The sequence below is a fragment of the Nocardia sp. NPDC059180 genome, from assembly GCF_042754945.1.
GTDB lineage: Bacteria > Actinomycetota > Actinomycetes > Mycobacteriales > Mycobacteriaceae > Nocardia.
The window spans coordinates 1-22813 of record NZ_JBHZBU010000002.1 but is presented as its reverse complement, the minus strand read 5'-3'; the positions used below and the strand labels follow the sequence as shown (position 1 = coordinate 22813).

Annotated in this window: 20 protein-coding genes and 1 pseudogene; 15 read left to right on the top strand and 6 right to left on the bottom strand. The window is 66.3% G+C overall.

Features of this window, described 5'->3' with window-relative positions:
* Positions 1-15: 15 nt before the first annotated feature.
* From ACFXNW_RS06170 to dmpG, 6 genes are read left to right on the top strand one after another with little or no spacing between them, the layout of a single operon-like run.
* Complete coding sequence (locus ACFXNW_RS06170) at positions 16-876, top strand: alpha/beta fold hydrolase (protein ID WP_379417322.1); 861 nt, start codon at positions 16-18, stop codon at positions 874-876.
* Positions 873-1895, top strand: a complete 1023-nt coding sequence (locus tag ACFXNW_RS06165) for a VOC family protein (protein ID WP_379416352.1) — start codon at positions 873-875, stop codon at positions 1893-1895. The genes ACFXNW_RS06170 and ACFXNW_RS06165 overlap by 4 nt, the downstream gene beginning before the upstream one ends.
* Entirely contained in the window at positions 1892-3646 is a 1755-nt protein-coding gene (locus ACFXNW_RS06160; protein WP_379416351.1) for a bifunctional 3-(3-hydroxy-phenyl)propionate/3-hydroxycinnamic acid hydroxylase, read from the top strand. The genes ACFXNW_RS06165 and ACFXNW_RS06160 overlap by 4 nt, the downstream gene beginning before the upstream one ends.
* Positions 3643-4461, top strand: coding sequence for a 2-keto-4-pentenoate hydratase (locus ACFXNW_RS06155; RefSeq protein WP_379416350.1), 819 nt, complete (start codon positions 3643-3645; stop codon positions 4459-4461). The genes ACFXNW_RS06160 and ACFXNW_RS06155 overlap by 4 nt, the downstream gene beginning before the upstream one ends.
* A complete protein-coding gene (locus ACFXNW_RS06150) occupies positions 4458-5402 on the top strand; it encodes an acetaldehyde dehydrogenase (acetylating) (RefSeq protein ID WP_379416349.1) in 945 nt (314 codons plus the stop codon). The genes ACFXNW_RS06155 and ACFXNW_RS06150 overlap by 4 nt, the downstream gene beginning before the upstream one ends.
* Entirely contained in the window at positions 5399-6409 is a 1011-nt protein-coding gene (gene dmpG, locus ACFXNW_RS06145; protein ID WP_379416348.1) for a 4-hydroxy-2-oxovalerate aldolase, read from the top strand. Before ACFXNW_RS06150 ends, dmpG begins: the two co-directional genes overlap by 4 nt.
* Positions 6410-6802: 393 nt before the next feature.
* Here the strand turns inward: dmpG and ACFXNW_RS06140 are convergent, their stop codons facing one another.
* The 3 genes and pseudogenes from ACFXNW_RS06140 to ACFXNW_RS06130 all read right to left on the bottom strand — a co-directional run.
* Positions 6803-7450: a TetR/AcrR family transcriptional regulator gene (locus ACFXNW_RS06140; protein WP_379416346.1), complete on the bottom strand. Its 648-nt coding sequence runs from the start codon at positions 7448-7450 to the stop codon at positions 6803-6805.
* Positions 7451-7467: 17 nt separating this feature from the next.
* Entirely contained in the window at positions 7468-8511 is a 1044-nt protein-coding gene (locus ACFXNW_RS06135) for an amidohydrolase family protein (RefSeq protein ID WP_379416344.1), read from the bottom strand.
* A 164-nt stretch (positions 8512-8675) separates the two neighbouring features.
* Positions 8676-8810: pseudogene (locus ACFXNW_RS06130) on the bottom strand (mammalian cell entry protein); the annotation flags it as partial.
* A 253-nt stretch (positions 8811-9063) separates the two neighbouring features.
* Here ACFXNW_RS06130 and ACFXNW_RS06125 point away from each other — a divergent pair.
* Together ACFXNW_RS06125 and ACFXNW_RS06120 are read left to right on the top strand one after the other, a co-directional pair.
* Positions 9064-9708, top strand: a complete 645-nt coding sequence (locus ACFXNW_RS06125; protein WP_379416343.1) for a hypothetical protein — start codon at positions 9064-9066, stop codon at positions 9706-9708.
* A 63-nt stretch (positions 9709-9771) separates the two neighbouring features.
* A complete protein-coding gene (locus tag ACFXNW_RS06120; protein WP_379416341.1) occupies positions 9772-10029 on the top strand; it encodes a hypothetical protein in 258 nt (85 codons plus the stop codon).
* Positions 10030-10068: 39 nt separating this feature from the next.
* On the opposite strand, the gene ACFXNW_RS06115 is transcribed toward ACFXNW_RS06120, so the two are convergent.
* Positions 10069-10734, bottom strand: coding sequence for a TetR/AcrR family transcriptional regulator (locus ACFXNW_RS06115; RefSeq protein WP_379416339.1), 666 nt, complete (start codon positions 10732-10734; stop codon positions 10069-10071).
* Positions 10735-11543: 809 nt separating this feature from the next.
* Here ACFXNW_RS06115 and ACFXNW_RS06110 point away from each other — a divergent pair.
* The 6 genes from ACFXNW_RS06110 to ACFXNW_RS06085 all read left to right on the top strand — a co-directional run bounded on the left by ACFXNW_RS06110 (position 11544) and on the right by ACFXNW_RS06085 (position 20005).
* Positions 11544-13508, top strand: coding sequence for a nitrate- and nitrite sensing domain-containing protein (locus tag ACFXNW_RS06110; RefSeq protein WP_379416338.1), 1965 nt, complete (start codon positions 11544-11546; stop codon positions 13506-13508).
* 270 nt (positions 13509-13778) lie between these two features.
* A complete protein-coding gene (locus ACFXNW_RS06105; protein WP_379416336.1) occupies positions 13779-14978 on the top strand; it encodes a PucR family transcriptional regulator in 1200 nt (399 codons plus the stop codon).
* 162 nt (positions 14979-15140) lie between these two features.
* On the top strand, positions 15141-16598 hold the full coding sequence (gene lpdA, locus ACFXNW_RS06100; RefSeq protein WP_379416334.1) for a dihydrolipoyl dehydrogenase: 1458 nt from the start codon (positions 15141-15143) through the stop codon (positions 16596-16598).
* A gap of 11 nt (positions 16599-16609) precedes the next feature.
* Positions 16610-17716, top strand: a complete 1107-nt coding sequence (pdhA, locus tag ACFXNW_RS06095) for a pyruvate dehydrogenase (acetyl-transferring) E1 component subunit alpha (RefSeq protein ID WP_379416332.1) — start codon at positions 16610-16612, stop codon at positions 17714-17716.
* Positions 17717-17736: 20 nt separating this feature from the next.
* Entirely contained in the window at positions 17737-18729 is a 993-nt protein-coding gene (locus ACFXNW_RS06090; RefSeq protein WP_379416330.1) for an alpha-ketoacid dehydrogenase subunit beta, read from the top strand.
* Positions 18722-20005, top strand: coding sequence for a dihydrolipoamide acetyltransferase family protein (locus tag ACFXNW_RS06085; protein ID WP_379416329.1), 1284 nt, complete (start codon positions 18722-18724; stop codon positions 20003-20005). The genes ACFXNW_RS06090 and ACFXNW_RS06085 overlap by 8 nt, the downstream gene beginning before the upstream one ends.
* Before the next feature lie 743 nt (positions 20006-20748).
* Here the strand turns inward: ACFXNW_RS06085 and ACFXNW_RS06080 are convergent.
* Together ACFXNW_RS06080 and ACFXNW_RS06075 are read right to left on the bottom strand one after the other, a co-directional pair.
* Positions 20749-21159: a DUF4189 domain-containing protein gene (locus tag ACFXNW_RS06080; RefSeq protein ID WP_379416327.1), complete on the bottom strand. Its 411-nt coding sequence runs from the start codon at positions 21157-21159 to the stop codon at positions 20749-20751.
* 27 nt (positions 21160-21186) lie between these two features.
* The gene (locus tag ACFXNW_RS06075) at positions 21187-21462 is read right to left on the bottom strand and encodes a hypothetical protein (protein WP_379416326.1); all 276 of its coding nucleotides are present in this window, start codon (positions 21460-21462) and stop codon (positions 21187-21189) included.
* 334 nt (positions 21463-21796) lie between these two features.
* Here ACFXNW_RS06075 and ACFXNW_RS06070 point away from each other — a divergent pair, with 334 nt between their 5' ends.
* Positions 21797-22465, top strand: a complete 669-nt coding sequence (locus tag ACFXNW_RS06070; RefSeq protein ID WP_379416324.1) for a hypothetical protein — start codon at positions 21797-21799, stop codon at positions 22463-22465.
* The last annotated feature ends 348 nt before the right edge of the window (positions 22466-22813 follow it).

The following is a 22813-nucleotide window of genomic DNA, read 5'->3' as shown; positions in this document are numbered from 1 at the left end:
TACATCGTGACAAGCATCGACAAGGGAGTCGACACCGGGCGCACGGTCCAGGTCGGCAACCGCGAGATCTACTTCACCGAGTTCGGATCAGGACCCGCGGTCGTGCTGCTGCACGGCGGCGGCCCCGGCGCGACCGGGCTGTCGAACTACTCGCGCAATATCGAGGCGCTGGCGCAGCACTTCCGGGTGCTCGTGCTCGACATGCCGGGCTACGGACGGTCGTCGAAGTACGTCGACCAGTCCGATCCCTTCGGTTACCTGGCGCGTGTGCTCGGCGAGTTCCTCGACGCCTTGCAGATCGACTCGGCGCACCTGATCGGCAACTCCTACGGCGGGGCGGCGGCGCTGCGGCTGGCGATGGACCGCCCCGACAAGGTCGGCCGCCTGATCCTGATGGGCCCCGGCGGCGTCGGTTCCACGCGTGCCCTGCCGACCAAGGGTCTGCAGGAGCTTCTCGCGTACTACCCCGGCAGTGGCCCGAGCCGCGAGAAGATCATCCGCTTCATCCGTGAGTTCCTGGTGTACGACGGTGCAACGGTGCCGGACGAAGTGATCGAGGAGCGCTACCGGGCCAGCATCGACCCCGAGGTCGTCGCCAACCCGCCGCTGCGCCGGCCCTCGGGCCTGTTCGCCCTGCGCACGCTCTGGCGGATGGACTTCACCCGGGATTCGCGCCTGAGCGAGGTGGCGCACCCCACGCTGGTGGTGTGGGGCGAGGACGACAAGGTCAACCGGCCGTCCGGGGGCAGGATGCTCGCCGAGACCATGCCCAACTGCGATCTGTACCTGGTCGCGCGCACCGGGCACTGGGCGCAGTGGGAGCGGGCCGAGCTGTTCAACACCCTCGCGATCGCGTACCTGAAGGCGGAGCGATGAGCGGCCTCGTACCCGGCGACGGGTCGGTCTTCGGGGCGGTGCACCTGGGCTACGTCGTCGTGGAGTCGGCGCGGCTGGGCGAGTGGCGTCGCTTCGGCGCCGACGCGATCGGCATGCACGCCGACGACGTCGACAGCTCCACGCTGCGGTTCCGCCTCGATGAGCACGCGTGCCGTTTCCTGGTGGAGCAGGGCCCGCAGGAGGACGTGACGGCCGTCGGCTGGCAGGTCGACGATCACGAGACCTTCGACCGGATCATCGCGCGGGTGTCCGATCGCGGCGTGCCGATCTCCGAAGGCAGTGCCGAGGACGCGGCCCGCCGCGGTGTGGAGCGTCTGTGGCGGTTCCCCGGCCCCAAGGGGATCCGGCAGGAGATCTTCACCGTCCCGGTGACCACGCCCGAGCCGCTGCGCATGCTCAGCTCCGGGTGGGTGACCGGCGAAGCCGGCATGGGACATGTCGCGATCGTATCGAGGGAACCGGAATCACTGCGGGGCTACTACGAGACGGTCTTCGACTCCCGGCTCAGCGACTACATCGACGAGAACGTCTCCGGCCTCACGCTCAAGATCAGGTTCCTGCGGGTGAACGAGCGGCACCACTCGATCGCGATCGCGAACATCCGCGGTGTGAAGATCGACCCGATCCGAACCCGGGTGCAGCACATCAACATTCAGTCGGGCTCGCTCGACGACGTGCTGGCGGCCTACGGGCGTGTCACCGATCTCGGCTTCCGGATGGCCTGGTCGGTCGGCCAGCACACCAATGATCGTGAGCTGTCCTTCTACTGCGTCACCCCTTCCGGATTCGAACTCGAGGTCGGCTGGAATCCGATCGTGTTCGGTCCGGAACGCGAATCGACGTGGGAGCCGACCACCTACCAGGGCATCAGCATCTGGGGTCACACGCCGGTCGGCGAGACCGTGCTGGACAAGTTCGCTCAATTCCGGCAGGTCGTTCGCACGCTACGGACACCCGAGATCACAGTTCCCGCACTCAGTGGAGGCATGGCGCGATGACATCGTTCGACTACGACGTGGTAGTCGTCGGGCTGGGGCCCACCGGGCTGACCCTGGCGAACCTGCTCGGCCGTCGCGGCGTGCGGGTCCTGGTACTCGAGCGCGAGCCGGAGTTCTACGGCTTGGCGCGTGCGGTGTACACCGACGACGAAGGCATGCGGATCTTCCAGACCGCCGGTGTCGCCGACGAGGCCTCGGCGCAGATGAACCTCGACTGCACCGTGCAGTGGGTGCGCAGCGACGGCTCGGTGCTCGCCCAGTTCAACCAGGCCTCGCGCCCGCTGGGCTGGCCGGTGGCCAACTTCTTGTACCAGCCCTACCTGGAGAACACGCTGGAGAACGCCCTCGAGCGCTATCCACACGTCACGGTTCGCCGCGGGCGTGAGGTCCTCGGCTTCGACCAGGACGTCGACGGCGTGCTCGTGCGGCATGCCGAATGCCGCGGCACCGGGTACGGCAAGCACGACGCCGACACCGACCCGGCCACCGCCGAGGAGGTGCGCGCGAAGTTCCTCGTCGGTTGCGACGGCGGTCGCAGTGTGGTCCGCACGCAGCTGGGCATCGATATGGCCGGCACGAGCTTCCCCGAACGCTGGCTCGTGGTCGATCTGCTCGCCGCCGACGGTGTCGACGCGTTCCGGCATCTGCCGTATTTCAACTTCGTCTGTGATCCCGAGCTGCCGACGGTGTCGTGTCCGCAGCCTGGTGGGCATCACCGATTCGAGTTCATGCTCAACGATGAACAGAGCAAAGAGGAGATGGAGGACCCCGAACAGGTCCGCAGTCTCATCGGACAGTACGTCGATCCCGACGAAGTGCAGGTCCTGCGCAAACTGGTCTACACCTTCAACGCCGTGGTCGCCGACCGGTGGCGGGACGGACGCGTCCTGCTCGCCGGCGACGCCGCGCACATGACGCCCCAATTCATCGGCCAGGGAATGAACTCCGGTGTCCGTGACGCCGACAACCTCTCCTGGAAGCTCGGCGCCATAATCCAGCACGGTGCCGGCCTCGATCTCCTCGACACCTACGAAACGGAGAGGCGGCCACACGCCAAGGCGATGATCGACCTGTCGGTGCTGAACAAGAGCATCGTCTCGGTCAACAACAGGCTCGCCGCCGGCGCCCGCGATGTCGCCCTGGCCACCGCGCTGAAGGTCCCCGGGCTCAACACGTGGATCCGGGAGGCGAAGATGAAGCCGTCCCCGCGGTTCCGTCGCGGCGCCTACTTCGGACTCCCACGCAAGTTGACGCGCGGCGTCGAGGGCACGCTGGCGCCACAGCCGGAAGTCCGCACCTTCGACGGACGGCACCAGCGCCTCGACGACTCGCTCGGCCTCGGCTTCGCCGTCGTCGGCTACGGTGTCGATCCGCGCGAGGGACTCAGTGTCGCCCAGCGCAATGCCTTGCAGATTCTCGGCACACAGTTCGTGACCGTGTACGCGACCGGTGGCCGTCCGCAGGGCGAGCCGGGCGACGCCCGGGTCGCCGCCACCGACTACGCCGACGTCGAGGACCACACCGGGGACATGGCCCGGTGGTTCGCCAAAGCCGGTGTCGCCCAGGGCGGCACGGTCCTGCTCCGCCCGGACCGATACGTGTTCGGAATCAGTGCGAAATCCGACGCCACCGAACTGGTCACCTCACTGCTGGCCCGCCTCGCCGTCACCCCCGCGATGCTGACCGCGAATCACAGCCCCCTGCGCATCGTGGCGTCCGCAACGCCGAGCCCCCTGGAGGAAGCCCGATGACCACGACCACCAGCGAACTGCCCGCCGTACTCGCCGCCGCCGAACGACTGGCGACCGCGACGGAGCTGGGCGTGCCCGTGGCCGCGGTGCGCGATCTGATCGGGGACGACGACGTAGCCCTGGCCTATGCGGTGCAGAGCCTGGGCACTCGCCGACGGATCGACGAGGGCGCCCGCGTCGTCGGGCACAAGATCGGATTGACCTCCACGGCGGTGCAACGTCAGCTCGGTGTCGACCAGCCCGACTTCGGCGTGCTCTTCCACGACATGGACGCGGGCACGACGCCACTGTCGGAGCGGCCGAGGCTGCTGCAGCCCAAGATCGAGGCCGAGCTCGCCTTCGTCCTCGGCACCGACCTGACCGGTGACGACCTCGATCCCATCTCGGTGCGCGGCGCCATCGACTACGCCGCACCCGCACTCGAGATCGTGGACAGCCGGATCGCAGGCTGGGACATCACCTTCGGTGACACGGTGGCCGACAACGCCTCGAGTGGCTGGTTCGTGCTGGGTGAACAGCGGCTCTCGCTCGACGATTTCGAGCCGCGCGAGATCACGATGGCCATGCGCGTCGATGGCGAGATCGTCTCGCGCGGAATGGGTTCGGACTGCCTCGGCGACCCACTGCTGGCGTTGGCCTGGCTCGCCCGCACCGCCAAGGCGCTGGGAGATCCGCTGCGCGCGGGAGAGATCGTGCTCTCCGGCGCGCTCGGTCCGATGGCGCCGCTGGTGCCCGGCGCGCGGGTCCACGCCGAACTGACACAGCGTTCGGGGCCGCTCGGCACCGTCGACTTCACCCTGGAGGAACAGCGATGAGCCGCACCAAAGTCGCCGTCATCGGATCAGGCAATATCGGCACCGACCTGATGATCAAGGTCTTGCGCCTGTCCGACACACTCGAGATGGCCGCCATGGTCGGCATCGACCCGGATTCCGACGGGCTCGCCCGCGCCGGCCGGTTGGGCGTGCAGATCACCTCCGATGGTGTCGAAGGTCTGATCGGGCTACCCGATTTCGATGACATCGAGATCGTTTTCGACGCCACCTCGGCGGGCGCGCACAAGGCCAACGCCGCCGCCCTCGCCCCCTTCGGCAAACGCTTGATCGATCTGACGCCCGCCGCGATCGGCCCGTTCGTCGTTCCGGCGGTGAACCTCGATGAGCACGTGGCGGCCGACAACGTCAACATGGTCACCTGCGGTGGTCAGGCGACCATTCCGGTGGTCGCGGCCATCGCCCGCGTCACCGCGGTGCCCTACGCCGAGATCGTCGCCTCGATCGCGTCGAAGTCCGCCGGCCCCGGTACCCGAGCCAATATCGATGAGTTCACCGAGACCACCTCGACCGCGATCGCCGCGGTGGGCGGCGCCCACCGCGGACGCGCGATCATCGTGCTCAACCCCGCGGAACCGCCGCTGATCATGCGCGACACCGTGTTCGCGCTCATCGACACCGCCGACACCGAGGTCCACACGCGGATCAAGGAGTCGATCCTGGCCATGGTGGCCGACGTCGCCGCGTATGTGCCGGGCTACCGGCTGAAGCAGGACGTGCAGATCACGCCCGTCGAAGCCGGAGCTCCGCTACGTACCCTCGTCGGCGACACTCCGGTCACCCACCAGGTCAGCGTCTTCCTCGAGGTCGAGGGCGCCGCGCACTACCTGCCCGCCTATGCAGGCAATCTCGACATCATGACCTCCGCTGCCGTGCGGGTCGCAGAGCGGATCGCGGCATCCACGAAGGAGAGTGTCCGATGAGCGCCGAAATCTTCCTGCAGGACGTCACCCTGCGTGATGGGATGCACGCACTGCGGCACCGCATCGATCCCGCCATGGTGGCCCGGATCGCCGCCGCGCTCGATGCCGCGGGCGTGGACGCGATCGAGGTCGCCCACGGTGACGGGCTGCACGGCGGCAGCCTCAACTCCGGGCCGGGTAGCCACACCGACTGGGAATGGCTCGAAGCCGCCGCGGGCGCCGTGCAGTTCGCCCGGCTGACGACCCTGCTGCTACCCGGCATCGGCACCATCGAGGACCTGCGTCGCGCGTTCGATCTCGGCGTGCGCTCGGTCCGGGTGGCCACCCACTGCACCGAGGCGGACATCTCCGCCCAGCACATCGCCTACGCGCGCGAACTCGGCATGGACGTGTCCGGCTTCTTGATGATGAGCCATATGAACAGCCCGGAAGGTTTGGCCGACCAGGCGAAACTCATGGAAACCTATGGCGCGCACTGCGTCTACGTCACCGACTCCGGCGGCCGGCTCACCATGGACGGTGTCCGTCAACGCGTCCGCGCCTATCGGCATGTACTCGAACCCGGCACCGAGATCGGTATCCACGCCCACCAGAACCTCTCGCTGTCGGTGGCGAACAGCGTCGTCGCGGTGGAGGAGGGGGTGACCCGCGTCGACGCGTCCCTGGCCGGACTCGGCGCCGGTGCGGGAAACACTCCGCTCGAAGCGTTCGTCGCGGTCGCCGACCTGACCGGCTGGGAACACAGCGCGAACCTCGACCAGCTGACCGACGCGGCCGACGACCTGGTGCGTCCGCTGATGGATCGGCCCGTCCAGGTCGACCGCGAGACGCTGACGCTCGGCTACGCCGGCGTCTACTCGAGCTTCCTGCGCCACGCGGAGAACGCCTCGGCGACCTACGGCGTGGACGTGCGCACGCTGCTCACCGTCGCCGGTCGGCGAGGGCTTGTGGGCGGACAGGAAGACATGATCGCCGATATCGCGCTCGACCTGGTCGGCGATCACTGAGACTTCCGGCTCGCGCGGACCGGAAGGTGCCGCGGTCCCGGCCTTTGTCACAGGAGGCCGGGACCGCCGTCCTCACGAATCGGAAGACGGGTGTGCCATGACCGCCGCCGATGTCAGGCGGTACGGCAGCCGGACCGTCGCGAAACGCAAGCCGCGACGACGGCGTCAGTTCCTGGACGCGGCCACCCGCATCTGCGCGGAGCGCGGCTGTTTCGGCTGCTCGCTCAGCGATATCTGTGAGTCGGCGTCGCTGTCGAAGCGGCAGTTCTACGAGGAATTCCACACTCTCGACCGCGACGGTCAACGCTGTCGCGCGCGAAGGCCTGTCGTGCGTCCCCGAGCTGCCGCCGTCGAGCCTGGTCGAGCTCCTGACGAACATGGCGATGCTGGTGATTACGCGAGGGGCTTCGGCAGATCACGGGGCAGCGGATTCGTAGCCAGCCTCTCGGCGGCCTCCTTGGACATCCCGAACATGCGCAGCACCCGGCTGGTCACCTGATCGGTCAGCTCCCCGGAATCGGCGCCGGGCGTGCGATCCAGTAGCTGGAGCAGCCCGAGCAGCGCCCCACCGGCAGCCATCATGGCCATCTCGATATCCATCGGGTCGAACCTGCCCGCCTGCTGCGCGGCCGCGATATCGCGGCGCGCACGGGGAGCGAGGCCCTCGTCGCGAACGAGGATCGATGTGCCCGAGTGCAGGATCACGCGGACGCCTTCGGGAAAGTCGCGCTGCATGCGGCCCGTCATCCGGAAACTCACCGCGAACACCTCCGCCGGGTCCTCGTATGCCGCGACCACGTCATCGCGCAGCACGCCGTAGGTATTCAGCACCGCGCGGACGGCTTCCTCGAACAGCTCGTCCTTCGAGGAGAAATGGTTGTAGAACGACCCGAATCCAACATCGGCGGCATCGGTGATCTCCTGGATGCTGACCGCGGTCCGCCCTTCGGCCAGCAGTGCTGTCGCCGCGGCCAGCAGCGCGTTGCGCGTGCGTGCCCGTCGCCGGTCCACCCGATTCCGTGTAATGGGTTCGGCTGTCATCGAACCTTCCTCCCGGCCTACGCTCGTGGACCGATCGCCCGCGCGATGCCACGGAAGGCCTGGCGCCGAATCGTGCTCCGAACCCGGTCCAGAACCGATGTCGCCGAGGTGACGGCGGGGGCGGCCCCGAAACGGGGGAACAGGGTGAGTGCGTTGACGCGCTCGACGGCACGGCGCTGGGCGTCGTCGAGACCCGCGTAGGTGGCGAGGCCGCCGCCGAAGTAGAGCACCGCCGGATCGGGGGCGAACGGCCAGTCGCTGCCGTAGAGGACGTGGTCGGGCCGGGCGAACGACAGCAGGCTCGGCAGCGCCGACGCGCTCGAGGACAGCGCGGTGTCGAAGTAGAACCCGGCAAACTCGTCGATCAGGTCGGCCGGGCTCACTCCGGTTTCGCTGAAGATGGTGAGCGCCAGCCGGTGGGCCGCGTAGGGAACGAAGCCACCACCGTGCGACAGGATGAACTTGATGTTCGGATACCGACGTCGAATCCCGTTGCGCACCAACAGGTAGGCGGCCCGGGTCGTGTCGAGGAGGAAGTCCGCGGCGAAGGGCAGGATTCCGGGAACCGACTCGCCGGGAAGATCCGCCGGGTGTACCAGAACGACCGCGCAACGGTCGTCGAGCGCGCGGAAGAGTTCGTCCTGGCCCTCGGCGCCGAGATAGTGTCCCGCGGAGTTCCCGAGCAGCACTACCCCGTCGGCGCCGAGGGTATCGAGGGCTCGCTCGGCTTCCAGCCTGGACGCTCGCAGGTCGGGCATGGGCAAGGTGGCCATGAATCCGAGCTGCCCCGGGTGGGCGGCCGAGATCTCGGCGGAGTAGTCGTTGAGGGCCTGGGCGAGTGTCGTGGCCTCGGCGGGATCGGTCAGGAAGGTGGTCCCGGGTGTCGACACCGACAGAATCGCCGAGCCGATCCCCGCAGTCGTCATCAGGCTCAGAGCCGACTCCGGCGACCACTCCGGCAGGTCCCGGCCACCCGGGGCGGTGATGCCGTGGCGGCGCAGCGCGTCGCGATAGACCGGCGGGATCATGTGCTGATGCACGTCGATACGGTCCGCGTTCATCGGGTCCTCCCGTTCATGGTGGCCACGGTGGGCGGAAGTCGGAGGCTGGTGCCCCCGGAGAGATCTGCGACCACGCCATCGGCATGTATATGATGATAGTATCAGAAATGACGTGTAGCTATCTATAGCGATGAAAATGTCAGCATCCTGGCGCCGGGCACCGGCTACTTCGTCAGTCCGGGCAGGGCGGCCGTGAGTCCGTAGTCGGGATCGAATTCCTGCATGTTGCCGGCGCGGCAACCGTCCGCGCGCATCTGGATCCGCTCGCAGAAGACGCGGATGATCTCGCCCGACAGTGCCTGAGTGACCACCAGGTTCTTGCAGAAGTAGCGTCCGTCTTTGTCCATGGTTCGGGGTCCTGGTGCGCGCCTTGGGCAGGTGGTCACCGGACTTCAGGGCGTCAGACCTGGATCGGGATGACTCCCGTCACCTTCGGCGCGCCATCGTTGCGGTTGCTGAAACTTACCATCATGATTGATGAAACAGTCAAAAACTATCGCACGGTCGGCGCGCTGTTCTACGCCCAGCACCGGCGGAAGGGATCGGGTCGAGATGTCGAACCTGCGGCGCGTAGTCGCCCTGCCCGCGGTCGGAGTCGTGTGCTCCGCGTCGCTGTTGATCTCCGGGTGTGGAATCGGCGTTCCGGGTGGATCCCAGGAGGGCAGTGGAGGATCCACGGTCGCGACGTCATCCCGGACGACGAGTCCCGTCGCGGCGGAAGTTGTCGCCCCGGAAGACGCCGGTCATCGGTGGGCGGCCGCCGGTTCGGCTGCCCTGACCCCCGGGATTCAAGCGAACACGCATGGAGGCGGGCAGTGCACGACGAACTACGTGTTCGTCGACGACAGCGGCCGGGTCTACCTCGGCCAGTCCGCGCACTGCGCCGGGACGGGCGGATCCACCGAAACCGACGGATGTACGGCCACCAGTCAGCCGCTCGACACCACGGTCGATTTCACTCGCCGTGGCTCACTCCTGTCCGACGGCACCACCATCGGTACCGGTCGGCTGGCCTACAGCAGCTGGCTGACGATGCGGCAACTCGGCGAATCGGACCCGAATGCCTGCGCGTACAACGACTTCGCGCTGATCGAGATCGACCCCGGCCTCGCTGATCAGGTCAATCCAAGCGTGCCGTACTGGGGCGGTCCCACCGGTATCAACACCACCGGCACACCCGAGGGGGAGCACGTCTAAAGCTACGGCAACTCGAGACTGCGCGGTGGCCTCCCCGGCCTGTCACCGCAGCGAGGTGAGAGCTTGGCCGATGACGGCTCACTCGGTGGTTGGACTCACGCCCTGAAATCGCCGACCCCCGGCATCCCGGGAGACAGCGGAAGTGCCTTCCTCGACGGTGCGGGACGGGCGGTGGGAACACTCTCGACATTGGGGCTCGGGCTGCCCATCGTCAACCACGTCGGCGACATCAGCCGCGAGCTCGCTTATGCGCGAGCGCATTCCGGGATTTCCGGCCTGCGCCTCGTGCTCGGAACCGAAGAGTTCGATCCGAACCGGTGACACCTGTCCGCATCTGTCCCGGCCGGACCAGGTGTGGGTCTACTCGCCGACCCCGAGGGGTAGATCGGGGTCGGCGGGCAGCTGGGGGAGTGGGCCGGAGCTGAGGCGCTGCGCGGTTCGCTTGTTCACGCCGAACATGCGCAGGGCCCGATACGTCATGTCGTCGGCGAGCGTCGCCGCGTCCGCATTCGGATCGGCGTCGAGCAGTTGCAGCAGTCCCAGCAGCGTTCCGCCCGCCGCCATGACGGCCAGATCGGGATCCATCGGTTCGAAGCGCCCTGCCTCCTGCGCGGCCACGATGTCCTGACGTGCACGGGGCGCGAGCCCCTCGTCGCGCAACATGACCCCCATGCCGGAATGCAGGACGACGCGCACCATCTCGGGAAGTCGGCGCTGTAGCCGTCCGGTCAGCCGGAAGCTGACCGCGAAGACCTCGGCCGGGTCGTCGTAGCGAGCCACGACCTGGTCGCGCATCGTGCTGTAGACGTTCAGCGCGGACCGCACGGCCTCGTCGAAGAGCTGTTCTTTGGAATCGAAGTGGTTGTAGAAGGAGCCGAAACCGACGTCCGCGGCGTCGGTGATCTCCTTGATGCTGACCGATGACTTGCCCTCGGACAAGAACTTTCGCGCAGCGCCGAGCAGCGCATTGCGCGTGCGTTCCCGGCGACGATCGGTACGCGTGGGTGTGGTCTGCTCGGCTGTCATCTGCCCTCCACCTCGAGTTGTCGCAGCAATCATAGTTGATCGGATATTCAGTACCGATTCTTGTGCGGCTCGTGGCGTGGTCGAAGCCGTCGAAGCAGCCACGAAGCTCGCGCCGGACGTCATGTTGATGGACGTCCGGATCAGACCAGCAGGTCGAGCTCGTCCACGGACCGGCTCGACGGCCGCCCGCAGCCGCCGGCAAGTCCATCCTGCTCCACGCGCGCGGCAAGAAACTCATCATGCGCTCGCGCGCGGGCACCCCGGCGCCGGTGGAACGGCGCCGGACCTCCGGGTTCGGCGAGAATCTGGTGGACGGGCAGTTGGCCGGGCTCGGATCGGCCGGCAGCCTCAGCTGACAGTCCGGGCCGAGGTGATGAATCAAGTACGCCGCGGAGGGACGTTGGCATGAAGAACGCGCATCCAGCAGTTCAATTTCGTCCTCCAAGGCCCCAAGAGCGAACCGCACGCCGTCGACGATCGCGGTAGGTCACAGGTCCGTGGGTAGTCGCACCGCACACCAATGGCAACCCGCACGAGAGCGCGATCCGTCGCGCTGGCTTGCGACCCAGGAGGCAGGCATGGCACTCTCGCGGCATCACTTGACTGATGCTTGCATCGCATGTGATTCTCTCATCAATTGATGGGAGTGGGCAATGAAAGACCAGCTTGAACGGCAGGAATCGAACGTGCGACGAGCCCGTGCCGCCCGCAGCCGGCGCACACGGGGTGGTCAGACACACACTCCGATCCGTCACGACCCTCCCGCGCGCCCAGTCGAATCGAATCCGCTGACAGGAATTCGCGCACGGATGATGGCTATCGTTCTCATCCCGAGCATCGTGTTCGCTACCGCGGTGATCGCGGTAGGCCTGCGCCTCGTCGAGGAGAACCGACAGAACCGGGCGTGGGCCGAACTCATCCTCCGAGTGGCGCCGCATGCGGTGGACTTCAGCGAGGCCATGCTGCAGGAGCGTCGATTCGCGATGGCTCGCGTCGCACACCCGGAACTCGGCCCCGACGAGCTCACCGCGCAGCGCCTCCGCGTCGACGCCGCCGGCACGGCATTGCTGGAGGCCGCGTCGTCACTCAGCGAACTCACCACTGGAGCGTTCGACGAATCCGCTCACCAGCTGCGTGACACGGTCCGCCGACTCGGCGCCGTGCGCGCGCGTACTGACAGCGGTACCCCGACAGTCGACGAGGTGTACCGGGCATACAGCCTGCTCACCGCGACCGGGACGATCGCGGTCGAGGCGTTGGTGCCTAGAGCTCCCGACGTGGACAGCACTATCGCTTTGACCACGACCGCGACATTGCTGCGCACGGCCGATGCCATCTCCGCGGTGCACGCACTCGTCGCGGCCGCCGGCGCCGAGACATCACTCGATCGGGCCGGCTTGCAAGCGTTCGCTTCCAGGGTCGGCGCCTACCACGCCGACCTGGACTCCCTAGCACACAAGGACGATCCCACCATCCGGCAGAGGCTCGTGCAACTGACCTCCAGCCCGCAGTGGAGACAATTGGTCGAGTTCGAGAACGCCGTAGTGGCCAGAGGCGCTGCCCCCACCCCGACAGATCTCACCTCGGACACCTATCGCTCGGACCGCGACGACCCTACCCGGCCGTTGCCCACCGATCCCGTGGCGGCACAGCAGATTCTGGGGCTGATGGTGAACGGCCTGTTGACGCTGTGGCGCACCAACTTCGTCGGTGTCCAACAGCGAGTGACCGACATCGCGGACAACGCCGTGCGCACCTCCGCACTGACCGTGCTCGCAGCGTTGATCATCGCCGCCGTGACCTTCGTTCTGACCTCATGGTTGGCGAGCGGGATCATTCGACGACTCCGACGCCTTCAACTGCACACGTTGGCCGTGGCGGACACCGAGCTGCCCGCGATCATGGCCCGGATCAGTGCTGGTGAGGCGATCGATCTGACCTCGGCTCTGCCTCTGTCCGACTTCGGTGACGATGAAATCGGACAGTTGGCAGAGGCTTTCGACACCGCACAGCGCGCAGCGGTGTCCGCGGCGATGGCCGAAGCCAGGACCCGCGGCGCGGTCAACGCGATCTTCTTGAACCTCGCACACCGCAGCCAAGCCATGGCGAATCGCCAGCTGGAAGTTCTGGACGCCGCAGAAGCTCACGAGGAGGACCCGGACAAGATGGAGCTGCTGTTCAAACTCGACCATCTGGCCACTCGTGAACGCCGCAACGCCGAGAATCTGATCATCCTCGGCGGTGAACGTCCGGGACGGCAATGGCGATATCCGGTGCCGCTCGGCGACGTCGTGCAGGGGGCGATCACCGAGTCCAAGGACTACACGCGCGTCTCACTCAACCGTTTCCCTGATGTCTCGGTCAACGGCGACGTCATCGCCGACATCATCCACTTGCTGGCCGAGCTGGTCGAGAACGCCACCCACTTCTCATCCACGACCGCACCCGTCACGGTCTCGGGCGGCCTTGTCGAGGGTGGCGCCGTCGTCGAGGTCGCCGATCGAGGGCGGGGACTGTCCCGGCAGGAACTGAACCGAATCAATCGAATTCTCGACAGCGCACCGGATTTCGGCATCATGCACCTTTCGAGTGATGCGCGCATGGGGTTGATCGTGGTCTCGATCCTCGTCGGCCGCAACGAGATCAAAGTTCGACTCACCGAGTCGGACCACGGTGGAGTCACAGCGATCGTGTTCTTACCTCTCACCTTGCTCGATGACAGATCGCCTTCGGAGCCCGTCGGTGCCGGTGGTGCACGCCCGCTGCTCCGGTAGGCGTCACAGGCGCGCACGCGCGAGATGCGCCGACGGCTTGGGTCATGCTCGGGTCCGGGACACGCGGGCCTCAGCTCTCGCGGCGCGGGGAAGAGCGCTTCACTGCCTTCCGATACCGGGGTGGGTGAGCGATAAGCTTCGGCCAGACTCGACTATCGGTCCTCGGCAGCACGCGTACGACACGAATCAGGGTGACCGGTTGCATCCCTGTGGGTGCAGGCCCACACGCCGTCCCGGGCGTCGTGGGTCACCTCGCGTAGCGTGAACAGGGTGGCAGGGACACCCAAAGACACCGGGCCATCGGCGGGTGCCCGGCAGCTGGCAGTCGAATGTCGCGCTGAAGTGCCTGCGTTGACCCGGCGTCTGATGTCGGCGATCTTCACTGATATTCCCGAGTGGACCGATTACTCGCCGGTGAGCCGGGACGATTTACGCGCTGGATGTCACAGCTATCTGGCCAGGGTGCTCGACCTGCTGGCGGGCGACGTGGTCGCGGCGGATCGCGACGATGTCGCCACCGCGATCGGTCGAAATCGCGCGGCCCAGGGCGTGCCGTTGGAAGTCATGTTGCGGACATTCCGGCTTGGGGGGCAAGTCGTATGGGAGGCACTCCTGGACCGGGCCGGCGAACTGTCATCTGTCGAAGTCCGGACAATCGGTGCAGCGACCTGGGCGGCGATCGACGGCATGTCGTCGGCGCTGGTCACCTCCTATCGAAGTACCGAATTGGAGCAGGTGCGGCGCGACGAGCGTCATCGTCACGGGTTGATCGAAGATCTGCTCGCGGGCAGTGCGCAGGACGCGAACTTCGCTGCGCGGGCGGCGCGCGAGCTGAATCTGCCCACCCACGGTGGCTATCTGGTGGTCGCGGTGCGTGGCGAACGGCCGAATATCGAGCTGGGTACCGAGATGGCGTTGGCGGCGGTGAGTATACGTTCGGTGTGGCACGATCGGGTCGACATCATGGTCGGACTCGTTTCGATGGAGCAGCGTGAGAGCTCTGTGGTGCTCGATCAGGTCAGGAAGAGGGTTCGGGGGCGGGCCGGGGCCTCGCCCGTGGTCGCCGGTCTGTCTCAGATCGGTACCGCACATGCGTTGGCCGTCCTCGCGCTAGAGACCCTACCCACATCAGCGCGGGGTCTGGTGTCGCTGGAAGATCGTTTTCCGGAGGCGCTGTTACTGCGTTCGCCTGATCTGACCGAGCTGATGATCGCTCGCACGCTCGGTCCGGTGCTCGAACTGTCCGCCAAGGAGCGCGAGATCCTGTTGTCCACGTTGGCTATCTGGCTGGCGGAGAACTGCTCGGCGGCGCACGCCGCACCGCGGCTGCACTGCCATCGAAATACGGTGATCAATCGGTTGCAGCGGATCTCCACTCTGTTGGGGCGACAGTTGGAGGGGCAGCGGTCCTACCTGGAGCTTTCGATGGCATTGGCGGCATTGGAGATAGGCCCCACCACCACTGACTGAACGGTCGATCACGCTCTTCGAATTGGGCTCTGCGCCCACTTTCTGGCCACAAAATCTGGGCTGCCTGTCCGTTGATTGGGCAATCCTGGACCGTGAGACTCGATGAACAGCCCGCACTGCGACCGCGGATGGGTTGAACCTTCGAGCTGAGGAGCACCACGAGTGCTGGAATTCGATCTACTGGTCATTGGTGGTGGACCGGGTGGATACGTGGCCGCCATCCGTGCCGCGCAACGCGGCCTGCGGGTCTGTGTTGTGGAAAAGGAGCGCCCTGGCGGAGTGTGCCTGAACTGGGGTTGCATTCCCACCAAAGCGATGCTCCGCTCCGCGGAGGTCTTCCACACCCTCACCACCGCAGCCGAATTCGGAGTCCTCGCCGACAATGTGCGGTACGACTTCGCCGCGGTGCGGCAACGCAAGGACGCGATCGTCAAAGAGCTGACCGACGGTGTCGCGGGCCTGCTGAAGGCCAACGGGGTCACGCTGATCGAAGGTCATGCCCGGTTCGTCGAGCCGACCGTGGTCGAGGTCCATGAGGTCGGCGCCTCACCGATCTTCGACGGCGGCCCCCGCTACGCCGCCGCGGCTGGTCCTGCGGTTCGCCGAGTGCGAGCTCGCGACGTGATCGTCGCGACCGGTTCGGTGCCCGCGCGGCTGCCGATTCCGGGCGCGGAACTGCCTGGCGTCGTCACCTCTGACGGTGCATTCGGGCTTACCGAGGTGCCGCGACGGTTGGTGATCATCGGTGGCAGCGCGGTCGGCGCCGAATGGGCGAGCCTGTTCGCGACTTTCGGTGCCGAGGTCACCGTTGTGGAGATGCAGGATCGCCTGGTTCCTCTAGAGGACAAAGAGATCGGCGAAGCGCTCGGCCGTTCGTTCCGTAAGCGAGGCATCACAGTCCTCACCGGCGCCACCGTTACCGCGATCACCGAGGGCGACGGCGACGCGCTGCGGGTATCGGTCGGCGGTCCGGCAGCGCACGAATTCGACGCCGACGCCGTGCTCGTCGGTGTCGGACGGCGCCCCAACACCGCTCAACTCGGCCTCGAAGTCCCTGGAATCAAAACGGATGCACGCGGTTTCATCGAAGTCGACGATCGACTGCGGACCAGCGTCGAGCACGTCTACGCCATCGGCGACGTGACCGGGCGGGCCCTGCTTGCTCACGTCGCTTCCCACCAGGGCATTGCCGCGGCCGAGGTGATCGCCGGGCACGGCACTCACGTCGACTATTCGGTGATCCCGGCCGCGACATTCACCCACCCGGAGATCGCGAGCGTCGGTCTCACCGAAGATGCCGCCCGTGCAGCCGGTCACGAGGTGATCACCGCCAAGTTCCCGTTCGCGGCACTCGGCCGGGCCAAGACCTTCGGCGAGACCGAGGGATTCGTCAAGATCATTGCGGGGCGAGCGCATCAGGAAGTGCTCGGCGTGCACGTCATCGGTCCGTCCGCCAGCGACCTGATCGCCGAGGGCGCACTCGCGATGTCGCTGGAAGCCACGCTCGACGAGCTGGCCGACACCATCCACGCCCACCCCACTCTCGGCGAGATCGGCATGGAGGCGGCCATGGCCGGTCTCGGACTGCCGGTACACATCGCGCCACGCAAGAAGCGTTGAGGAGCCCCGACATGACCACGACCACCGCGCGGCGAAAGCCCGTCCGCAAGCCGACGAAAGCCGACCCTGTACCTGCGGTCCCGCCGGACGTCGAAGCCGTTGTCGCAGACGAAGATCCGGAGACCCTGCGCGGTCTCTACCGCGACATGCTGTTCATCCGCCGCTTCGAAGAGCGCACCGCGCAGAGCTACCAGCAGGCCAAGATCGGCGGCTACTGCCACCTCAATCTCGGCGAAGAAGCCACGGTTGTCGGCCTGGGCGCCGCGATGCGCCCCACGGACTACCTGTTCACCAATTATCGCGAACACGGCTACGCGCTGGCCAAGGGCATCGAGCCGGGTCGCGTGATGGCCGAGCTCTACGGCCGCTCCACCGGCACCTCCAAGGGGTGGGGTGGCTCGATGCACATGTATGACACCGCGAGCCGGCTGCTGGGCGGCTACGCCATCGTGGGCGGACAGGTTCCGCTGGCCATCGGCGCGGCGCTGGCCGTCGATTACAACGACGGCGACGACGTCGTGGTGTGCCAGATGGGGGAGGGCACCACCAACATCGGCGCATTCCACGAGTCTCTCAACATCGCCGCACTGTGGCGGCTTCCGGTGGTGTTCCTGGTGATCAACAACCAGACCGGCATGGGCACCACAGTCGAGAAGTCCTCGGCCGAACCGGATCTGTGGAAGCGCGCCGCCGCCTATCGCATGCGCGGCGAGCGGGTGGACGGCACCGATGTGCTCGCCGTGCGCGACCTGGCGAGTGAGCTCATCGAAGGCGCCCGCAGAGACGGCGAACCCGCACTGCTCGAAGCGGTGAGCTACCGACTCAAGGGCCACTCGGTGGTCGACCCGGCCAAATACCGCAGCACCGAAACCGTCGCCACGGCGCGTGAGCACGATCCGATCGTGTTGTGGCAGCAGCGTTTGCTTGCCGCCGGTGTGCTCACCGAAGCGTCGGTGGCCGATCTCGACCGCGAGGTGGCCGACGGTGTCGCCGCCGCCGTCGAATTCGCCGATTCGAGCCCGCATCCGGAGCCGTCGAGCCTGTTCGACTACACCTACGCCACCCCGGTGCCAGGCGATTCCCGCCGTCTGCCTGCCGATCCGCTCTTCACCCACTGAGGACTCCCACTGTGCCTGTCATGACCTATCGCGAAGCGCTGCGCGAAACCCTGCGTGAGGAGATGCGACGTGACGACGACGTTTTCCTGATCGGGGAGGAGATCGGCATCTTCGAAGGCTCCTACAAGATCACCGCCGGGCTACTCGAAGAGTTCGGTGAGAAGCGAGTGCGAGACACGCCCATCGCGGAGGAAGGATTCGTCGGTGCGGCGATCGGCGCGGCCATGCTCGGCCTGCGTCCGGTCGTGGAAATCATGACCATCAACTTCTCGCTGCTGGCGCTGGATCAGATCGTCAACCATGCCGCGAAGATCTACGGCATGTTCGGCGGCCAAACCAGCGTGCCCCTCGTTATCCGGACTCCCGGTGGCGGCGGCCAGCAACTCGGGGCGACACATTCGCAGAACATCGAGCTGTACTACGCCTTCGTGCCTGGCCTGAAGGTCGTGGCGCCGAGCACTCCCGCCGACGCGCGGGCCCTGCTCAGGGCCGCGATCGAGGACGACGATCCGGTGCTGTTCCTGGAAAATCTGTCGCTCTACAACACCAAGGGCGAAGTGCCCGAGGATCTCCCACCAGCCCAGATCGGGAAGGCCGCGGTCACCCGCGAAGGTTCCGACATCACCCTGATCGGTTACTCCCGCATGGCCACGGTCGCCACCCAGGTCGCTGAACGTCTCGCCGGCGAGGGTATTTCGGTGGAGGTGATCGACCTGCGCAGTCTGCGCCCGCTGGACCGAGACACCATCGTGGCGTCGGTCCGCAAGACCGGCTGCGCGGTCATCGGCGAGGACGACTGGCTCACCTACGGCATCGGAGCGGAAATCGCGGCATCGATCTCCGACGGCGCGTTCGATTACCTCGACGCTCCCGTTCGCCGTGTCGCTATGGCGGAGGTTCCGCTGCCCTATGCCAAACCACTCGAAAAGCTCGCCCTGCCGTCCGCGGAGTCGCTGTACTCCGCGGTGACGGAAACCCTGGCGGCCGTAGGTAAGGACACACGCAATGCCTGACATCGTCATGCCCCGGCTCTCGGACACCATGGAAGACGGCGTCGTCTCGGCTTGGCTCAAGAACGTCGGTGACAAGATCACCCGCGGCGAAGTCCTCGCCGAAATCGAGACCGACAAAGCCCTGATGGAACTGGAAGCCTACGACGACGGCATCCTCGAAAAGATCCTCGCCGAGCCTGGTGATCGGGTTCCGATCGGCGAGCCGATTGCGGTAGTCGGCGATGGCACCGCATCGAGGGAGGTATCGGCTGTACACGGTACTGCGGCCAGGGCGACGCGATCCAGTGAAGCGCCACCCGGCGTCGGATCGGCCGCCCGAGACGATGCGCCGCAGCGTGCTTCACGCAGTGAGACTTTCTCGACCTCGCGCCGGGCCGATGTGGTGAAATCGTCACCACTCGCTCGCAAGATCGCGCGCGAGTTGCGGGTCGACATGGACGCTGTGGTGGGAACCGGCCCGGGCGGACGGGTGACGAAACGAGACGTGGAGGCTGCCTACAACGCCGCCGAGCCCGCTGCGCCCACTGCCATCGCAACAGTCCCTGACGCGAGTGTCGTTGTAGTGCAGGAGAGTCCGGCGTCAGAAGAGTTCGAGGAAGTCGCACTGACCACCGTTCAGCGCGTCTCCGCGGCGAGGCTCACCGAGAGCAAGCAGCAGGCGCCGCACTTCTACCTGACCAGCGCGATCGACGTGACCGAGTTGTTCGCCTTCCGCGCTCGTGTCAACGCGACGCAGGACGCGGCGGGCGACAGCAAGGTCAGCGTGAACGACCTACTCGTCAAGGCGGTGGCTGTCGCTCTGCGCAAGGACAGCTCGGTCAATGTCAGTTATGCGGGGGATAAGCTGCTGCGGCACAGGGGGATCCACATCGGAGTGGCAGTCGCGACCCCGGCCGGGCTGCTCGTTCCGGTCATTCGTGACGCCGACCGCAAGCGGGTTTCCGAGATCGCGACCGAGAGCCGTGACAAGGCGGCCCGCGCCCGCGACCGCAAGCTTCGTGCGGAGGATATGACAGGTGGCACCTTCACGATCTCGAACCTGGGCATGTTCGGCATCGAGCAATTCACCGCGGTCATCAACTCACCGGAGTCCGCCATCCTCGCGGTAGGCGCAGCAGCCGACGAACTACGCCTCGAGAACGACAAAGTAGTTGCCCGCAAGATCCTTCGCGTGACCCTGTCGGCAGACCATCGAGCCATCGACGGTGCCGTCGCAGCCCAGTTCATGGCAACCCTCAAAGAAGTGATCGAGAACCCGCTGCGGATCGTGACATAACGGGTTCATGGGCATGTTCGGCCATCTGCGGAAAGCCTGCAGCCATTCCACGGCCTCTCCGCGATCACAATTCCATGCGTGTCCTGACGACTGTCAGCGGGCGGCCAATTGGGCACCTCGGACGGAAGCCCGTGCCCAGTTGCCGCCCGGCTGGTGAGGCTGTATCAGGGCTTGCGTCCCATTTCCGCATCGCGGAGCTGGGTGCGGGGCACGCGGGCGGCGAGGGCGGCATGCAGACCGCAGCACAGACCGAACCCACGGCTGCTGTACCCCTTCAAGCTGAAGCCCAGAAGCGGCCTCGGCGGCTTGACGCAAGAGCAGATACTGGCCATTCACGTCAAGGCCGCATGGCGAAGGCTCAGCAACTCGATGAGAAAGAATCCGGTGTTGCGTCAAGCGGTCCAGCAGTCGACGGCGCAGGGCCAGTGGGTATAGCACCATGCTCCGGAGCGCGGTGTGATGGAACTTGTTCCTGCGGTGCAGCATCAATCGGGGCTTCTCAGAAGTCTGTTTCATCCGTTCAAGTCGGCCACTGGTCGCGCCGCCCGCGGTTACTACAAGTGGGGCCGCTCCTTCGGTAAGGGGTCGAGTAACAATCGCGCGGAATGTTCGATGACGATCTGGACGCCGGGGCCGAACGGCTGGAACAGAGTGCGTCCAAAGTGAGGCCAAACGCGGGATTCAAGGCGCCGGCCAGCGCGTAAAAAAGGCTCTGACCAGGGTCAGAGCCTTTCGGAATTAGATCAAGGCCGGGTGCAGGCGTGTTCGCGATTGAACGAGCCGGCGCTTCCGGTGCCAGTGGGGAGGTTGCGGGTGGCGTCTGCGTATGCCTCCCCTGAGGTCGCCCCTTTACCGAAGCCCACGATCGGGAACCCTGCGACGATCGCGAGCGGACTCGTCACGACTGCACCGCAGCCGTTCGCGAACGTCACCATCATCCGGCAGTCGATGATGCCTTGACCCTTGCACGCTCGGTCGGCGGCTCGAATGGCGTCGGCTTCCGTCGGGTGGTTGACCGAAAACGCGTAGACGTTGCCCCACACGCTGAGGGAAACGGCGCCCCAGTTGACCGGGTCGGCGGCGGCGGGCGGTGCCGCGAGGGCGGCGGCGGCGCTCACCGAGAGCGCGGCGGCCGCAAAGGATTTGTTGAACATGTGGTGTGTGCTTCCTCTGCGCGCCGACTAGGGTGCGGCGATCGCATGGAAGATACCGCAGCGCATGGACGCGAGGTCGCCCCAAGTCTTGGGGTCACGGCAAAGAGCGCCCTCGTCGGCGGCCATCGCCTCGCGCAGCGACTTCGGACGCATGTCTGTCCAGTTCTTCTCGACGCACTCGACGCGCGTGGCGCCGCTGTCTTCACCGAAGACGATCTCCGGCCGAGATCGTTGGGGTTCGCGCGCCACTGATGGCCCGTGCCGGCCGCGGCCGCCACGCTGACCCTGCTTCGAGCGCGCCATTCGCGAGCGTGGAGCCCTGTCCGAATTGAACTCACGGGTCGATCCAGGCAGACGACACTTTTGTGTCCCGACCTGCGGAAATACCTCAATCGTCGTCAATTCATATCAACCGGTCTCAGCCATTCGCGTTCCACCCAGGACTCGTAGCCGACGTGCGAATCCGTCGTCGCCGAGATCCTCGACGTATTCGCGTCCGCACCATCACACCCGGCACCCCCATCCTTCTCGGCGTGCACGCCACCGCGACAGCCGGCCACAGCCTCGGCCACCTCGCCTACACAATCACCGGACAGTGGCCCTTCTGTAGGGGCAATACCACTCCGGCTGGGTCGTGGTGCCCGCCGAATCACCCCACGACAACCAACCCCTCGCACTCCTGTTACCACGCAACAACTTCGAGATCGCCGAAACCTGGAACATGACCGGCCTCGTCGCCACCGGCTCCAACCCACTCAGCCTCGACAACACCTTCGTCCCAAACCATCACGCGGCCACATTCCAAAACATCCTCAACGCGACCAGCCGCGACGACCGCACCGACGACGACGCCTACTACACCCAACTTCTCGTCCCCGTCATCTGCGCCCAGTCCACCGGCCCCGCCGTCGGCATCGCCACCGCCGCCTACCAATACTTCACCAACCTCATCGGGCACCGGACAATGGCCTACTCCCCGCACAAACGGCAAATCGACGCACCCCAAACGCCCTTCCAGCTCGCCGAAACATGCGCGCTGATCGACACCGCCGACTACTTCGGCACCCGCCTCGCCCGCAGCGTCGACCACCACGTCGCGACCGGCGAACCATGGACAGTCGCCGAACGAGTGCAAAGCCGCTTCGACGCCGCCCGCGCGGTCCGACTTTGCCGCCAAGCATGTGACATCATCGACTGGGCCCGCGCGAGATTCGGGCATCCGCGGCAGCGTCATGTCGTCGACGCCGCGCCGGTCTTCGGGATTGTATTGCGGCACGACACATTCAATGCGGTACATGGGTGCTGATGCTCAGCCGCACTGCGCCACACCCCGCTTGCCACGACCTGCCTGCGCCAGGCCGACACCGACCTCGACCAAGCCATCGACCACGCCGAACACGCCCTGGACCTGCTAGAATCCGACATTTCCTCTCAACGCTGCAACGACCACCTCGCCACTATCAGTCGTCACTTCGCACCCTACGGTGGACACACCACAGTCCAGCACCTCACCGACCGAGTCAAATACCTGGCCAGCCGAACCTGACCGGCCCTCTGGCGGGCAGCGCACCGAACGGTTCAAGACCTCCCGGCAAGCCGGGATGCGATATGGGCCCTCGTCTACGGTCGGTCGACACCCTCGCCCGGGCGAGGG

Bases quoted from the DNA above. Each gene is read 5' to 3' on its own strand.
- ACFXNW_RS06160 (WP_379416351.1), top strand. From the start codon at position 1,892: ATGACATCGTTCGACTACGACGTGGTAGTCGTCGGGCTGGGGCCCACC.
- ACFXNW_RS06150 (WP_379416349.1), top strand. From the start codon at position 4,458: ATGAGCCGCACCAAAGTCGCCGTCATCGGATCAGGCAATATCGGCACC.
- ACFXNW_RS06115 (WP_379416339.1), bottom strand. From the start codon at position 10,734: ATGACAGCCGAGCAGACCACACCCACGCGTACCGATCGTCGCCGGGAA.
- ACFXNW_RS06085 (WP_379416329.1), top strand. From the start codon at position 18,722: ATGCCTGACATCGTCATGCCCCGGCTCTCGGACACCATGGAAGACGGC.
- pdhA (WP_379416332.1), top strand. From the start codon at position 16,610: ATGACCACGACCACCGCGCGGCGAAAGCCCGTCCGCAAGCCGACGAAA.
- ACFXNW_RS06125 (WP_379416343.1), top strand. From the start codon at position 9,064: ATGTCGAACCTGCGGCGCGTAGTCGCCCTGCCCGCGGTCGGAGTCGTG.
- dmpG (WP_379416348.1), top strand. From the start codon at position 5,399: ATGAGCGCCGAAATCTTCCTGCAGGACGTCACCCTGCGTGATGGGATG.
- ACFXNW_RS06090 (WP_379416330.1), top strand. From the start codon at position 17,737: ATGACCTATCGCGAAGCGCTGCGCGAAACCCTGCGTGAGGAGATGCGA.
- ACFXNW_RS06140 (WP_379416346.1), bottom strand. From the start codon at position 7,450: ATGACAGCCGAACCCATTACACGGAATCGGGTGGACCGGCGACGGGCA.
- ACFXNW_RS06080 (WP_379416327.1), bottom strand. From the start codon at position 21,159: ATGTTCAACAAATCCTTTGCGGCCGCCGCGCTCTCGGTGAGCGCCGCC.
- ACFXNW_RS06135 (WP_379416344.1), bottom strand. From the start codon at position 8,511: ATGAACGCGGACCGTATCGACGTGCATCAGCACATGATCCCGCCGGTC.
- ACFXNW_RS06165 (WP_379416352.1), top strand. From the start codon at position 873: ATGAGCGGCCTCGTACCCGGCGACGGGTCGGTCTTCGGGGCGGTGCAC.
- ACFXNW_RS06155 (WP_379416350.1), top strand. From the start codon at position 3,643: ATGACCACGACCACCAGCGAACTGCCCGCCGTACTCGCCGCCGCCGAA.
- ACFXNW_RS06110 (WP_379416338.1), top strand. From the start codon at position 11,544: ATGATGGCTATCGTTCTCATCCCGAGCATCGTGTTCGCTACCGCGGTG.
- ACFXNW_RS06075 (WP_379416326.1), bottom strand. From the start codon at position 21,462: ATGGCGCGCTCGAAGCAGGGTCAGCGTGGCGGCCGCGGCCGGCACGGG.